Below are 14,836 nucleotides of genomic sequence, written 5' to 3' on the forward strand. Positions count from 1 at the left end.
TAAAAGAAGCGGAACTAAACCCAGGACGCTTCAGTACGCGGTTTTGCTGCGGCCTTCTTCTATACAGCTCTTGATGTGGTCGCGGCCAATGTATCTATGATTCGGCGTTTTCTTGGCCGGGTGGATCGGGATGAAAAGACTCCGCCTCCTGACTCTGGTAAACCTGTACCGCCGCGCGATCCGGCGCGCGAGAAGGCAAGCCCGAACGCACCGCCTGCGCGCGAGGCGGCTTAAGACCAACTGAATACTTTTATCCATCTAGCTCGGAAAACCGATAAAGGGCTCCGGGCTAGAAGTCGTTTTAGAGGGGACGAACCATGTTGTGTTCCTTATTAGTCAACGACTGGAACAGAGCGAAAACGACTAAACCCACCGCATCTAAGCGGTGGGTTTATCTGTCGGAGACGGTTTCACAAATGATTTAAGCTAGATTCGCAAAACCGTCGTCTAGTGCTGTCGGGCTAACAGGATTTGAACCTGCGACCCCTACACCCCCAGTGTAGTGCGCTACCAAACTGCGCCATAGCCCGTCCGTCGCTGGTGTTAGCGACTGGTCTAGATTACACCACGGTAGTTCGCTGACACAAAAGTGCCGCTAGGATACCTCGCCGGTGGAGTAGAACCACTGGCCATCGCGCTTAAAAAAGCGCGAGCGCTCCCGCTGCGAGCCCTTGGCGGAGCCCTTGTAGAAGGCCTCGAACTCGACGACGCCGGTGTCGTCAAGGAGTCCGCCGCCCTCCGTGTCGAGGACGTCAAGGCGGTAGAAGCGGATGGTGGTCTCCTTGAGCTGGAGATCATAAGGGCGCGTGTCCGGGTCCCACGTGCGTAACAGGTACTCCTCGTCGCCGGTGACGAAGGCGCTAAAGCGTGAACGCATGAGGGTCTCAGCCGTGGGGGCGTCGGCGCCCTTGTGGTACTTGCCGCAACACTCGCCGAAGGTGAGGCCTGTGCCGCAGGGGCAGCGGGCGGCATCGGCAAGCGGGTGCAGGACGAGGGGAGTGGAAGCCATGAGGAAAATAGTAGACGCCCCTGCCCGGCGCGCCGACATGTGGTGCGGGACAGGGGCGTGGGGACGCGGAGTGGTTTAGGGCTCCACGTCGACGATATGAGTATGGCCAATGAGGGTGTCAATCCCGGCGCCACGGGCAGTAGAGCGCAGCTGGGCGCACTGTCCTTCGCTGATATCGCCGGTGATCTCAATGCGGCGCTCGAAGGTTGAGTCGTGCACGTGCGTGACCGTCACCGAGATATCTTCGATCGCCTTGTCGACCTTGGCTGCCTTGGCCGCGTCGATGAGCGACTGGTGGGTGCCTGTGGCGATGGCGGACATGAGCAGGCCCTCAGCCGTGATGCCCTTGCCCTTGCCGCCGTTCTTGCGCGAACGGTCTGCAAAGACGGACTGGTTATTGGAACGCACGACCACGCCCACCTTGGTGCCGATCGCGGTGTGCGTGACGGCGGAGTCCGGGGAGACGTCTTCGGGCTCGCTGTCCGGGATGATGAACTGCTCGGCCCAGCCGCCAATGAGATCGGCAGCGCGCGCGGCGGCGTCTTGCTTGGTGAGCAGGTGGTCCGCCTTATCGAGCGCCACGAGGGACTTGGGGTAGCGCGTGGACAGGAAGATGTTCTGCGCGTTATCAATGCCCACGGTCTGGTCGATGGGCGAGTGCAGCACCATGAGAGGCTTGCGTAGTCGCGAGAGGTAGGTCACCGGGTTGGTATCTGCGAGGTCCTCGAGGAAGTGGCGGGAAATGGTAAGCGCGCGGCCGCCGAGAGTGACCTCGACTTCACCGTTGGCGTCGACTTCGCCGATCTTGTCTGCATAGTGAAGCACCGAGTGTGCCGGGTCAAACGGTGCGCCGAGCGTGGCGATGGCACGTAGCGAGTCGATCTTGCTGCCGGCGGCCAGGGATGCGGCGCCGCCGAGGGAGTGACCCATGAGTAGCTGCGGGGCGCGGTAGTTCTCCGTGAGCCACTCGGCGGCCGCGACGATATCCGCGACATTTTGACTAAAGCTCGTCTCTGCGAAGTTGCCCTCGGACTGGCCGAGACCCGGGAAGTCGAAGCGCAGCGTGGCGATGCCGAAGTTGGTGAGCTGCTTGGCTGTGCGCGCCGCACCCGGGGTGTGGCGCGAGCCTGCAAAGCAGTGCGCGAAGATGGCGAAAGCCTTGGGCGCTGAATCAGGGAAGTCGATGGTTCCCGCCATCGCGGTGCCGGCACTCGAAGGGACAGTCACATTCACGGATTGCATGGATTCCACAATAGCGGGCACGAGCGAACTCGTGCGAGCGAGCGTGCGGCACACGAAGTGTGCGCGTAGATGTAACTCATAGCACGCTCGCCCCATGCTTCCGCCCAAGCCGTGGGCTGCGGCGGCTAGAGTAGGAGAGATACTAATTCATCTTTCCCGTGAATGGGCCGCCCGTGCGATCGCAGCGGCCGCGCGGTGAGCGGCGACGTCAAGCATGAAGGAGGCCCCGCATGGGTGCATTTGGCTGGTTCTGGAAAGCGATGGGTGCGCAATCCGAGCGCAACGATAAGAAGTCCAAAGCCATCGTCAACGATTCGGCTGCGGCGACGCAGTCTCTGGCGCAGCTCAGCGACGCCGAGGTCGCGCAGCACGCGCGCGACGCCGTGCGTGACGGCGCGATCGCCGATAAGTCAGCCTTCCTCGCCGCGCTTGCCGTCGCGAGCGAGCGCCGCCTGGGCATGCACCCCTTCAACGTCCAGTCCCAGGCCGTGCTGCGTCTGCTCGAGGGCGACGTCATCCAGATGGCCACAGGTGAGGGCAAGACCCTCGTGGGTGCCATGGCCGCCACCGGGTTCGCACTTACAGGCAAGCGCGTTCACCTCGTCACCGTGAACAACTACTTGGCCGAGCGCGACGCGGAGTGGATGCGCCCGCTCGTCGAATTCTTTGGCCTCACAGTTGCCTCGGTTACCGAGAAGTTGGACCAGGACTCCCGCCGCGCGGCCTACCGCAGCGACATTATCTACGCCCCGGTCAACGAGCTGGGCTTCGACGTGCTGCGCGATAACCAAATCACGGACCGCTCCCAGACCGTCCAAGCGCGCGCGGATGTCGCGCTCGTCGACGAGGCAGACTCCGTGCTCGTCGACGAGGCTCTCGTCCCGCTCGTGCTCGCCGGTAACCGCCCGGGCGAGGCCCCCACAGGCCACATCACGAATGTCGTCTCTCGCTTGCGCGAGGACCTGGACTACACCATCGCCGAGGATGGCCGCACCGTGGCGCTCACCGACGACGGTGCCGCGCGAGTCGAGCGCGAGCTGGGCATCGACTCCCTCTACTCGGAGGAGAACATCGGCACGATCCTGGTCAAGGTCAACTTGGCGCTCCACGCCAAGGCCCTGCTCATCCGCGACATTCACTACATCGTCACCGACGGCAAGCTGCAGCTTATCGATGCCTCCCGCGGCCGCGTCGCAGACCTCCAACGGTGGCCAGACGGCCTGCAGGCCGCCGTCGAGGCCAAAGAAGGCCTTGAGGTCTCCGAGGGCGGCCGCATCCTCGACACTGTCACGCTCCAGGAGCTGATGCGCCGTTACCCGCTCGTGTGCGGCATGACTGGTACCGCCGTCGAGGCGACCGACCAGCTGCGTCAGTTCTATGACCTTCACGTCTCCGTCATCGACCGCAACAAGGAGCTGCGCCGCTTCGACGAGGCGGACCGCATCTACGCCACAGCCGAGGAGAAGAACAAGGCGATCGTCGAAGAGATCATCGCCATCCACTCCACTGGCCAGCCGGTGCTCGTGGGCACCCACGATGTCGCCGAGTCTGAGGATTTGGCCGAGGTCCTGCGCGAGCGCGGAATCGACGTCAATGTCCTCAACGCAAAGAACGACGCGGAGGAAGCACGCATCGTCGCCGAAGCCGGCGATATCGGCCGCGTGACGGTCTCCACGCAGATGGCAGGCCGCGGCACCGACATCAAGCTCGGCGGCGCGGATGAGGGCGATCACGACACGGTCGCGGACCTCGGCGGCCTCGCCGTCATTGGCACGACCCGCCACCGCACGGCGCGTCTCGACAACCAGCTGCGTGGCCGTGCCGGGCGCCAGGGCGATCCCGGTTTGAGCATCTTCTTCGTCTCCCTCGAGGATGACGTGGTCCGTCAGGGCGGCGAGGATGAGTCGCTATCCGCGCAGCCCGGGCCGGACGGGCGCATCGAGTCCAAGCGCGTCTCCGACTTCATCGCTCATTGCCAGCGCGTGACGGAAGGCCAGTTGCTGGAAATCCACGCCCAGACGTGGAAGTACAACCAGCTGCTCGCGGATCAGCGCATCATCATCGATGAGCGCCGCGCCGTGCTTCTCGACACGGACCAAGCGTGGAAAGAATTCCAGCAGCGCGCGCCGCAGAAGGCCGCCGCGCTGGAAGCCCTGCCGGAGGAAACCCGCGTCGCTGCCGCGCGCGAGATCATGCTCTATCACCTCGACCTCGCGTGGGCCGACCACCTCGAGCTCATGGACGATGTCCGCGAGTCCATCCACCTGCGTGCCATCGCGCGCCAGACGCCCATCGACGAGTATCACCGCATTGCTGTGCGCGAGTTCAAGCAGCTGGCTCAACGCGCGGTGGATCAGGCGGTGGAGACCTTTAACGACGTCCTCATCGACGAGGACGGCGCACACCTTAACGATTTGGGTTTGTCGCGTCCGAGTGCGACGTGGACGTACATGGTTTCCGATAACCCGCTGTCCGGTTCTGGAAACTCCGTCATGAGCAGCATCGGAAACATCTTCCGTTAAATTAAATAACTCCAACGGCGCCGCCGAGCGAGGCGGATCGCTATGATTGAAAGCAGTTAACTTTTGGTCCGAAACATCGGAGGTAATAATGAGCGAACATACTGGAACCCCGGAACCGCAGGTGGAAACCACTTCTGTCTTCCGCGCAGACCTTCTAAAGGAGATGGAATCCGGCGCCGCCACCGATAACACCGTGACGGGTGCGGACAACCTGCCCGCCGGCCAGGGCCTGCTTGTTGTCAAGCGTGGTCCCAACGCGGGTGCGCGCTTCCTCTTGGACCAGGAGACCACCACCGTGGGCCGCCACCCGGAGGCAGACATCTTCCTCGACGATGTCACCGTTTCCCGCCGCCACGCGGAGTTCCGCATCAAAGACGGCCAGTTCGAGGTCGTCGACGTGGGATCCCTCAACGGCACCTACGTGAACCGCGAGCCGCGCAACTCACAGGTTCTCGAGGTGGGTGACGAAATCCAGATTGGTAAGTTCCGTCTGGTCTTCATCGCCGGCAAGAACTAATCTAGACAAAAACGCGTAGCGCGGCGGTCCGGCACACTTGGCCGTCGCGCGGCGTATTCGGCTTCCCGCGCACTGCGTCGCCCGTGCTTGTACCACCGGCTCGGCGTAGCGCCACCGCATAGTAGCGGCGCGAAGTCATACCCCTTAGTGAAGTAGACAATCCCGAGAGATACGGCGAGTTATAAACCAGTGAACGCAGTAGCACGCGACCAAGGCTCCGCGGCATTCCGCACGCAGCCCAAGGCAGGAGTGAAGAAGGCTAAGACCATGTCTATTGGCGTGGTGTTGCAGACACTTAATCAGCAGTTCCCTGACGTCACCGTGTCTAAGATCCGCTTCCTGGAGTCCGAGGGGCTTATCACACCGCAGCGCACGGCCTCGGGTTACCGCCGCTTCACGGAGTCCGACGTTGACCGTCTGCGCTTTATTCTGCAGACCCAGCGTGACAACTACACGCCGCTCAAGGTCATTCGTGAGCAGCTTGAAGCTATGGATTCCGGCCAGGTGACCGCCATCGTGGGCGCCAGCCTCGGCGAGACCCTCGTGCGCGCCGACCAGTTCCGCGCCCCGGCCCTGACGCGGCTTACCGACGCCGATGTCGCCGCGCAGGCCGGCTGCACCGAAGAAGAGGTCGCCTCCCTCGCCAAACTGGGCCTCATCACGCCGGACGAGTCCGGCTTCTTCACCGCGGATGACGCCGCCGTCGTATCCACGGCGCTCGCACTCAAGGCTTTCGGTTTTGATGAGCGTTCGCTCAAGACGCTGCGCAACAACGCACGTCGTCAGGCTGACCTCATCGCCCAGGCCGCCACTCCCGTCGCCAACGGCAAGTCGGATACCGCGCGCCAGAAGGCCGAAGAACTCTCTCAGCAGATGACCGCGCTCGTGGTGTCTCTGCACGGCACGCTGGTGAAGACGGACCTGCGCAACGAGTTCAACGCCTAAACGCTCGCTCTCGCCGCTGTTCGTCGTACCCGCTTTCCTTTAGGGAGGAATCATGGCCACCGTCGCACTTGCGCTCATCGACATCGTGTTGGACGTCACCGAGGACTTCAGCTGCATCGCTCTGCAGCCTGAAGGCCAGCAGCGTGTCGTGCCCATCTGGACCACGGGCCAGGAGCCGCGTCTCGCCGCCGCGTATGTCAAGGGCTATGAAGGTCAGCGCCGCCGCGCCATCGATGCTCTCATTGACGTCTTCGACGACCAGGGCGGCGTCGAGGCCATCTCCCTGTCGACATATAACGAGGGAGTCTTCCTCTTCGATGTCGTCTCTGCCAGCGGCAGCAGCGTCGAGGTGTCAGCCTGCGACGCCATTATCCTGGCGGACCGCTTTGGCGTCGACCTCACCATGGACGAGGAGGACTTGGCTCAGGTCGCTATCTTTACCACGCTTGAGGCACTCGATGAATACTTAAGCTCGTCCTACCCACTCGAGATTCAAGCGGACCAGCCTGCGACGCAGGGGGACGCCAAGAGCACCTCGGCTTCGGGGGACCCGCAAGCCGACGCCGACTTCGAAGCGATGATGCGCTCCCTCGGTATGGAAGACGAGGACTTCGGCGAGACCGATTAAACGCGCCGAAGGCCAATCAAAGGGCGAAAGCACTGGTCCGAATCGCGTCAGGAAGCCGACGCGCACACTATTCACACCAGTCACACGCGCCACGGGGGTAACACCTGGGGGTAATCTGTGAAAGAAATTTCGCCGATGTAATGACACGCCTGTGACTCGTGGTGCAGAGGTTTATTCCAAGGTCTAAAGTTCTACTTAAGAGTTAGACGCCGCCCAGTCGACGAAGAACGGTTGACTAGGCGGCGTGAGTGGAATTTAATAAGTCCTAGGACTTGACTCGCCAGCTGCAATTCTGGCTGAGACAAGGATCGCTAGGCCTAGACCAGTGGAGAATACCGTGAGCAATACCGAAGACAATCAGCTGAAGGAACGGGCAGTGCAAGAGTCCCTCTTCGACCTCGGCCCGGACGAGGAAGTGGGCTACCGCGTCCCGATCGCCTGCCAGGTCGCCGGCATCACCTACCGTCAGCTTGATTACTGGGCACGCACGGACCTGGTCAACCCGTCCATCCGCACCGCACGCGGCTCCGGTTCGCAGCGTCTGTACTCTTTCAAGGACGTCCTCGTCCTCAAGATCGTCAAGCGCCTGCTTGACACTGGTATTTCGCTGCAGAATATCCGTTTGGCCGTCGAGGGCCTGCGTGACCGCGGCGTGAACGACCTCGCTGAACTCACCCTCGTCTCCGACGGCACGACCGTTTACGAGTGCCGCTCCAACGAAGAGGTCATCGACCTTCTCGCCGGTGGCCAGGGCGTCTTCGGCATTGCCGTGCCGGGCATTGTCAAGGAACTTACCGGTACCATCTCCAACTTCCCGTCCGAGCGCGTCGAGCCTGTCGATGCCCCAGTGGCCGAGGTTGTTGGTCTCGACGAGCTCGCTGCTCGCCGCCAGCGCAAGACCTCCTAAGGCAGCGCTTCAAGCGTAACCCCGCCGTCTATCCACGCTCACGGGATAGACGACGGGGTTCGTGCTGTCTTGTGCGACGGTGTTGTGTACAGCGGTCTCGTTCGTGCATGGGCATGAATCGGGAACCCGCTCCACGTCGCAGGAAGGTAGAGGGCAACAGTGTGATCGACGCGCGCCGCCAGCGCGTGCGTTCGGCAACGTCGATTCATCGACGACCAAGAAGGGCACCGGCCCCGCGTGAGCGGGGCCGGTGAAAGGAACGGAGGCTGGGAAGCCACGTAGGCACGTGGTTAAACGCCGGAGGCGGTGGCGAGAGCCTTGGCGGCGTCGTTCGGGGATGCTGTGGCGTAGGAGGCTGCTGCCTTAGCCAAGGCCTCATCCTTGTCACCGCTGATCTGGACTACGGAGAGCTTCACATTGTCGCTGCGGACGTCGTCGAGTGCCGCGGTGAAGGCGGCGTCGTCCATGTCCTGGGCGGTGCCGGTGGTGACCAGGACGACGCGGGCGCCCTTGCCAGTGGCGTTGGCTTGATCGCGGGCGGTGGCGAGTGCTGCGATGACAGCGCTTCGCGTTTGCGGGACGCCACCGGTTCCGAACTGTGTTGCGGCGGCAGCTACGTCACCAGCGGCACCGAATCCGACATTGTCGCGGTAGCCGACTGTTGCGGTGGGCGAGAGCGGCGAGGAGTAGTTCCACAACGCGACGGATTGGCCAGCGGCGCCGAGCGCTTGCGCGGTGTCGGCGAGTGCGCCAGCGACGGCACCATAGTTCGGTGCCATCTGGTCGGACGTGTCGAGGAGGAAGAGCGTGTCGGCCGGCGCTGCAGGTGCGTGTGCGGCGCTGGGCTTCTCACTCGCCGGGGCGGCGCTGGAAGGAGCTGCCGAGGACTCGGAGGCGTCCTTGGACTCCGCCGCAGACGAAGAATCAGGGGAGTCCTGTGCTTCCTTCTCGCTGGCAGGTGCTTGAGAAGCGTTGTCGTCTGCGGGCCCTGCGCTGGAGGAAGCTGCGGCGGGTGCGGCGGAGGTGGACCCTTCATCGGAGCCCCCGCGCAGCAGCCAACCGATGCCGAAGACGAGGGCGGCGACGATGAGGATGGCCAGCACAATGATCCACCAGGCCACCGAATACGTACCTTTACCGTTTGAATGACGTGCCATGAGTGAGTGCTGTCCTTCCCGCCTGAGGTCTGGCCGCATGTGCGACCCATTACACAATGGCTAAAGTGTAGCGGCGCGCGCGGCGTCAACGAGTGCGACAAGCCGTTGACAAAGCGGATTCCCCTCCGCCGCGAGTGCACGCTGGCGATGGACGTATTCTGCCTTGCCTTCAGAGGTCTCGATGGGCACGACGCCAAAGCCCCACTCACGGCAATCGTAGGGCGATGCCTCCATGTCGAGCGTACGTGCCTTCACCGCGAGGTCGAACGCCTCAAGGAAGAGTTCGCCGGGGACGAGCGGGCCGAGTTTCCAGGCCCACTTGTAGAGGTCCATCGTCGCGTGGACGCAGCCGGCCTGGTCGTGGTCGGGCTGACTCTCGCGCGTCAAGACTGTGAGGTTGAGCGGCCGGGCCGGTTCGGTGAAGAAGCGAAACGCGTCATAGTGTGTGCACTTGATGCGATTGGCTTCGACCACGGTATTCGTTCCCTCCGCGCCAAGGCGCAGCGGAAGGTCGTGGCGCGGAGTGTCCGTTTTGTAGACCATCGCCCACTCGTGCAAGCCAAAGCAATCGAAGCTCGTGGGGTTGACCGTCGATTTCGCCATGAGGTCGCGTATATACGTAAAAGACTCGCCGCGGCGTGCCCACAATGCGTCGAGGTCTACGGTGACGGCCGGACCGCGCGGGGTGTCGACGACGCGATAGTCGCGATATTCCGCCTGCGGTATATCCGTCGGCTCGCCGAGCAGCGCCGTGCCGAAGCCCGGGTGCCAGCGCGTGAGGTGGGACGGGCGGACCGGGTAGTACTCGAAGAGGAAGTCGTAGACCGGGTGATAGCCGCCGGGGTGCCGGAACCGCGCAAGGCGTTCCTCGGCCGCGGCGACGTGAGCCGCATGGCGCGGCTTCCACTCCTCCGGGGTGAGGTATGTGAGTGCGGACAAGCTCGCCATCACGAGCGCCCCTGGCGACCCTGTCGTCCGCCGCGACCTTGACCACCTCGTCCTTGGCCACCCCTGTGGGAGTTGCCGCCGCCTTGGCCATTCTGACCGCCATTGCTGCGACGTGTGGAACGACGGCGCGAGCCAGAACGTGAGCCGCCTGCGGAGTCCTCGCGTGCGCCGCCGTTCGAGGACTTTCCGCGACGTGAGCGGGACCTGCGGCCCTCGCCCGACGACTTCGGTGCGCCTGACTTCTTCGCCGAGGACTGGCCGCCCTGCACGGCCTGGCCCGGAGGCGGCAACGGAGCGCCGGTAGGCTTGCGCGCCCCCGTGATGCGGACGAGCTCGGGGTCGAGGGCGGGCGAGGGGGCATCGGCAAGCTCGAGCTTGCGGGCCTCGACGCCGGCCTTCTTCAGCAGCGCGGCGACCTCGTCGCGCTGCTGGTCCATGACGAGAGTGAGCACGGTGCCGGAGTGGCCACCGCGGGCCGTACGTCCCGCACGGTGGAGGTAAGCCTTGTGTTCCGCGGGCGGATCGACGTGGACGACGAGCGAGACATCGTCGATGTCGATGCCGCGAGCAGCGATATCGGTGGCGACGAGGACCGGCACGGAGCCGTCGCCAAAGCCCTCGATGGCGCGGGTGCGTGCACCCTGACCCTTATCACCGTGCAGCGGCATCGCGTTGATGCCGGCGCGACGCAGTTTCTTCGCCTGGCGATCGACGCCGTGCTTGGTGCGCATAAACATGATGGTCTTGCCCTCGCGTGCGCCGAGGGTGAGCACGACGTCGTTGCGGGTGTCGCGGTCGCCGACGAAGGCGACGAAGTGCTCCATGGTGCCCACGGCGGCCTCGACCGGCGCGGTGGAGTGCGTCACCGGGTTGTGCATGTACTGCTTGACCAGCTTGTTGACGTCGCCATCAAGCGTGGCGGAGAAGAGCAGGCGCTGGCCAGTGTTCGACGTGAGGTCGAGGAGCTTGCGCACCTGAGGTAGGAAGCCCATGTCAGCCATGTGGTCGGCCTCGTCGAGGGCTGTGATCTGCACGTCGGCGAGGGAGAGCTTCTTCTGGTTGATGAGGTCCTGTGCGCGGCCTGGGGTGGCGACGAGGATGTCGACGGGGCGGGCGAGTGCGCGGATGTGGTGGTTGATGTTGACGCCGCCGACGACGGCGAGGGTGCGCAGGCCCAGCGCATTAGCGGGCTCGTCGAGGCGTTCCTGGATTTGGATGGCGAGCTCGCGGGTGGGCGCGAGGATGAGGCCGCGCGGGCGCTGTGGCTTGGACGCGCCGGAGTCCGCCAGGCGGGTGATGATGGGCAGACCAAAAGTAAAGGTCTTGCCGGAGCCCGTGGGGCCGCGGCCGAGGACGTCCTTGCCCGCGAGCGCGTCCGGAATGGCGGCTTCTTGGATGGGGAAGGGGGACTCGATCCCTTGGCGGGAGAGGATGTAAACGATGTCGCGAGGCAGGCCAAGATCGGCGAAAGTAGTCATTGTTTATCCAGTCTATAGCCGGGATGGATGAAAACACGGATCGCCGGTGAAATGGGTGTTTTATTCGCTTTTGTGACCGTGACGTGAGAAATCCCATAGGCGTGAGGGACTGCTTGGTTAGAAGATATCCACAAGAGATTATAACCTAAAGGGGTACGGCGCGAAAGCCCAGAGGACAAGGGCGCGACTATATGGCATGCATGGGCGAGTATTCGCCAAAGTGGGCCTATGAGGTGGTCCCGCGGGGGGCTGGCGCGCATCACCCCGTGGGAGTTCCTGCGGCCGCCGGGGCATGTGTGGCACCGTGCGGTGAGAGCACTAAAGGAGTGAGACGAATGTCTCAAGAAAACACGTCAGGCGGCGCCGCTGCCGTGCACGAAAAGCGAGCGGACAGCGCAGCAGCCCCTGTGAAGAAGCGTGCGTTCGATATTAACGCGGCCTGGTTCTTCGTCGCTGTCGCGGCGTTGGTCACCGTGCTTGTGCTTCCCATCGAGTCCTTGAACCAGCCGGGTCAAGTGGCCTTGGCGATGCTTGCGTTCGCTGTCATCATGTGGGTGACGGAAGCCGTGTCGTATCCGGTGAGTGCCCTACTTTTCGTGGGCCTTATTTCGGTGATCCTGGGACTCACGCCCGATCCTGAAAATCCCGGTGAGATCATCGGTACCTCGAAGGCGCTCGGCGTGGCCATGGACGGCTTTTCGTCCTCGGCGGTCGCGCTCGTCGCGGCGGCGCTTATCCTTGCCGGTGCCATGCAGGTCACGGGCTTGCACAAGCGCATTGCGCTCGTCGTGCTCAAAGTAGCGGGGGAGAAGACGTCGCATATCGTGGCCGGCGCCATCGTCATCGCCATTATCCTGGCTTTCTTCGTACCGTCCGCAACTGCGCGTGCTGGTGCAGTGGTCCCGATTCTGCTGGGCATGGTCGCGGCCTTCGGCTTGTCGAATAATTCGAAGCTTGGTGCGCTCCTGGTCATCACTGCGGCGCAGGCCGTGTCCATCTGGAACGTGGGCATTAAGACCGCAGCTGCGCAGAATCTCGTAGCGGTTGGCTTCATTGAAAAGCAGATGGACCAGTCCGTGAGCTGGGGCCAGTGGCTCCTCTGGGCCGCACCGTGGTCAGTGCTCATGTCCGTTGCGTTGTACTTCATCATGCGCGCAGTTATCAAGCCCGAGACCGACCGGATTGAGGGTGGCAAAGAACTCGTCGCCAAGCAGCTTCGTGACTTGGGTCCCATGTCCGGTGCTGAGAAACGACTCGTGGTCATCTCCGTTCTGCTGCTGTGCTTCTGGGCGACGGAGGATCTTCTCCACCCGATCAGCTCCGCTGTCGTCACAGCCGTGGCTGTGGCCATCATGCTGCTTCCGGGCGTGGGCGTATTTACCTGGAAGGAAGCTCAGGCCAAGGTGAGCTGGGGTACGCTCATCGTCTTCGCCATCGGTATCTCGCTCGGCTCCTTCCTTTTGGACACGGGTGCTGCGACCTGGCTGTCGGAGAAGACTTTCGGTCTCATGGGCCTTGACTCCCTGCCCATCCTCGCAACGATTGCGCTCGTGGCACTGTTCAATATCTTCATCCACCTAGGCTTCGCGTCCGCGACCTCGTTGGCTTCGGCCCTTATCCCGGTCTTCATTGCGCTCGCCTCGACGCTGTCTCTGCCCAACGACGGCATTGGCTTCGTCGTCATCCAGCAGTTCGTTATCTGCTTCGGCTTCCTGCTGCCGGTTTCCGCACCGCAGAACATGCTGGCCTACGGTACCGGCGCGTTTTCCACCAAGCAGTTCCTCAAGACGGGTGTTCCGCTCACCATCGTGGGCTACCTGCTTGTGCTTCTCTTCTCCGCGACGTACTGGAAGTGGATGGGCTTGGTTTAAGCCACTTTCTAGCAGTGGATCGCGGACACAGGAAACGCCCCAGCCGCCTCATTGAAAGAGGTGGTCGGGGCGTTGGCCTGTGCGCTGGTTGCGCCTAGGCAGTTAGTAGGCTTAGGCGTCGGTCTGCGTCAGGGAGCGGTCCGTGGACCACTCGATGTGGAACGTGCCTTCACGGTCCGTGCGCTTGAAGGTGTGGGCACCGAAGAAGTCGCGCTGGCCCTGGATGAGGGCGGCGGGCAGGCGCTCGGCGCGCAGGGAATCGTAGTAGGACAGCGACGAGGCGAACACCGGCACCGGCAGGCCCATGTGCGTGGCAGCAGCGACTACGCGGCGCCAGGGCTGAATGAGGTCCTCCAGCTCGCCCTTGAAGTACGGGTCGAGAATGAGGGCCGGAAGCTCCGGGTTGGTGTCGTAGGCCTCGCGGATGCGGTTCAAGAACTTCGCGCGGATGATGCAGCCGCCACGCCAGATGGTGGCGAGATCGCGCGGGTCGACGTCCCAGCCGTACTGGTCTGAGCCAGCCTTGATTTCGTCGAAGCCCTGGGAGTAGGCGATGAGCTTGGAAGCATAGAGAGCGCGGCGTACGTCCTCAACGAACTCGTCCGGGTCGACTCCGCCGTCGTCGATGATGCCCGCGGGCAGGCCGCCTTCCTGAGCGGCGGCGCGCTGCGCGGTGGCGGAGGAGAGGCCACGGGCGAAGACGGCCTCGGCGATGGCGGTAACCGGGGTGCCCAGCTCCAGGCCGTTGATGGCGGTCCAACGGCCCGTGCCCTTCTGGCCCGCGGCGTCGAGGATGACGTCGACGAGCGGGGCGCCGGTGGCCGGATCCTTCTGTGCGAGAACCTCAGCGGTGATTTCGATGAGGTAGGAGTCGAGGTCACCCTGGTTCCACTCGCGGAAGATGTCCGCGATGGCGGCGGGCTCAAGGTTCAAACCGTAGCGCAGGAGCTGGTAGGCCTCGCCGATAACCTGCATGTCTGCGTACTCGATGCCGTTGTGGACCATCTTCACGAAGTGGCCGGCACCGTCGGGTCCGATGTGGGTCACGCACGGGGTGCCATCCACGTTCGCGGCGATGGACTCGAGGATGGGGCCGAGGGTCTCCCAGGACTCCTTCGGGCCGCCCGGCATGATGGACGGGCCGTTGAGCGCGCCCTCCTCGCCGCCGGAGATGCCGGCGCCGACGAAGTGGCGGCCCTTGGCGGCGACTTCCTTCTCACGACGGATGGTGTCCGTGTAGAGCGAGTTGCCGCCGTCGATGATGATGTCGCCCTCGTCCATGGCCTCGACGAGCTGGCTGATGACGGCATCGGTGGCCTTGCCAGCCTGGACCATGATGATGGCCTTGCGCGGGCGCTCGAGGGACGCAACGAAGTCTTCGATGGTCTCGGAAGGGATGAACGAGCCCTCATCACCGTGGTCCGCGATGAGTGCGCGGGTCTTTTCCGGGCTGCGGTTGTACACGGCGACGGTGTTGCCGTTGTGTGCAAAGTTTCGTGCCAGGTTGGAGCCCATCACGGCCAGGCCCACAACGCCGATCGATGCGAGATTCTTCGTTTCAGTCATGGGGTCTATCCTACGTCACCGAGCGGTGCCGATGCCCGTCTGCGTG

General features: G+C 63.4%; 12 protein-coding genes and 1 tRNA gene. 6 read left to right on the forward strand and 7 right to left on the reverse strand.

What is annotated here, in order from left to right; all coding sequences use genetic code 11:
* Positions 1 to 456 precede the first annotated feature (456 nt).
* From HMPREF3227_RS08640 to HMPREF3227_RS08650, 3 genes are all read right to left on the reverse strand, one after another.
* Positions 457 to 530, reverse strand: a tRNA-Pro gene (locus HMPREF3227_RS08640).
* 65 nt (positions 531 to 595) lie between these two features.
* Positions 596 to 1,009 (reverse strand): YchJ family protein, encoded by a 414-nt coding sequence (locus tag HMPREF3227_RS08645; protein ID WP_066487997.1) that lies wholly within the window; start codon positions 1,007 to 1,009, stop codon positions 596 to 598.
* Positions 1,010 to 1,084: 75 nt separating this feature from the next.
* Positions 1,085 to 2,251, reverse strand: coding sequence for an alpha/beta hydrolase family protein (locus tag HMPREF3227_RS08650; protein ID WP_066512230.1), 1,167 nt, complete (start codon positions 2,249 to 2,251; stop codon positions 1,085 to 1,087).
* Positions 2,252 to 2,481: 230 nt separating this feature from the next.
* Here HMPREF3227_RS08650 and secA2 point away from each other — a divergent pair, with 230 nt between their 5' ends.
* The 5 genes from secA2 to HMPREF3227_RS08675 all read left to right on the forward strand — a co-directional run bounded on the left by secA2 (position 2,482) and on the right by HMPREF3227_RS08675 (position 7,770).
* Complete coding sequence (gene secA2 / locus HMPREF3227_RS08655) at positions 2,482 to 4,773, forward strand: accessory Sec system translocase SecA2 (RefSeq protein WP_066512233.1); 2,292 nt, start codon at positions 2,482 to 2,484, stop codon at positions 4,771 to 4,773.
* Positions 4,774 to 4,861: 88 nt separating this feature from the next.
* Positions 4,862 to 5,290, forward strand: coding sequence for an oxoglutarate dehydrogenase inhibitor Odhl (gene odhI / locus HMPREF3227_RS08660; RefSeq protein ID WP_066488016.1), 429 nt, complete (start codon positions 4,862 to 4,864; stop codon positions 5,288 to 5,290).
* A 267-nt stretch (positions 5,291 to 5,557) separates the two neighbouring features.
* Positions 5,558 to 6,235 carry a transcriptional regulator FtsR gene (locus HMPREF3227_RS08665; RefSeq protein WP_082723232.1) on the forward strand — a complete coding sequence of 226 codons (678 nt, stop codon included), beginning with the start codon at positions 5,558 to 5,560 and terminating at the stop codon, positions 6,233 to 6,235.
* Between the two features lie 52 nt (positions 6,236 to 6,287).
* Positions 6,288 to 6,863 carry a bifunctional nuclease domain-containing protein gene (locus HMPREF3227_RS08670; RefSeq protein ID WP_066512239.1) on the forward strand — a complete coding sequence of 192 codons (576 nt, stop codon included), beginning with the start codon at positions 6,288 to 6,290 and terminating at the stop codon, positions 6,861 to 6,863.
* A 337-nt stretch (positions 6,864 to 7,200) separates the two neighbouring features.
* Positions 7,201 to 7,770 carry a MerR family transcriptional regulator gene (locus HMPREF3227_RS08675; RefSeq protein WP_066488192.1) on the forward strand — a complete coding sequence of 190 codons (570 nt, stop codon included), beginning with the start codon at positions 7,201 to 7,203 and terminating at the stop codon, positions 7,768 to 7,770.
* Between the two features lie 290 nt (positions 7,771 to 8,060).
* Here the strand turns inward: HMPREF3227_RS08675 and HMPREF3227_RS08680 are convergent, their stop codons facing one another.
* From HMPREF3227_RS08680 to HMPREF3227_RS08690, 3 genes are read right to left on the reverse strand one after another with little or no spacing between them, the layout of a single operon-like run.
* Entirely contained in the window at positions 8,061 to 8,927 is an 867-nt protein-coding gene (locus HMPREF3227_RS08680; RefSeq protein ID WP_066512242.1) for a vWA domain-containing protein, read from the reverse strand.
* A 60-nt stretch (positions 8,928 to 8,987) separates the two neighbouring features.
* Positions 8,988 to 9,875: a 3-methyladenine DNA glycosylase gene (locus tag HMPREF3227_RS08685; RefSeq protein ID WP_066512294.1), complete on the reverse strand. Its 888-nt coding sequence runs from the start codon at positions 9,873 to 9,875 to the stop codon at positions 8,988 to 8,990.
* Positions 9,875 to 11,353 carry a DEAD/DEAH box helicase gene (locus HMPREF3227_RS08690; protein WP_066488034.1) on the reverse strand — a complete coding sequence of 493 codons (1,479 nt, stop codon included), beginning with the start codon at positions 11,351 to 11,353 and terminating at the stop codon, positions 9,875 to 9,877. Before HMPREF3227_RS08690 ends, HMPREF3227_RS08685 begins: the two co-directional genes overlap by 1 nt.
* 335 nt (positions 11,354 to 11,688) lie before the next feature.
* Between HMPREF3227_RS08690 and HMPREF3227_RS08695 the strand changes: the two genes are divergently transcribed.
* A complete protein-coding gene (locus tag HMPREF3227_RS08695; RefSeq protein ID WP_066512245.1) occupies positions 11,689 to 13,224 on the forward strand; it encodes an SLC13 family permease in 1,536 nt (511 codons plus the stop codon).
* Positions 13,225 to 13,335: 111 nt separating this feature from the next.
* On the opposite strand, the gene gndA is transcribed toward HMPREF3227_RS08695, so the two are convergent.
* Positions 13,336 to 14,790: an NADP-dependent phosphogluconate dehydrogenase gene (gene gndA, locus HMPREF3227_RS08700; RefSeq protein WP_066488038.1), complete on the reverse strand. Its 1,455-nt coding sequence runs from the start codon at positions 14,788 to 14,790 to the stop codon at positions 13,336 to 13,338.
* Between the last annotated feature and the right edge of the window lie 46 nt (positions 14,791 to 14,836).

Source organism: Corynebacterium sp. CMW7794, from assembly GCF_001563605.1.
In the GTDB taxonomy this organism is placed as follows: domain Bacteria; phylum Actinomycetota; class Actinomycetes; order Mycobacteriales; family Mycobacteriaceae; genus Corynebacterium; species Corynebacterium phoceense.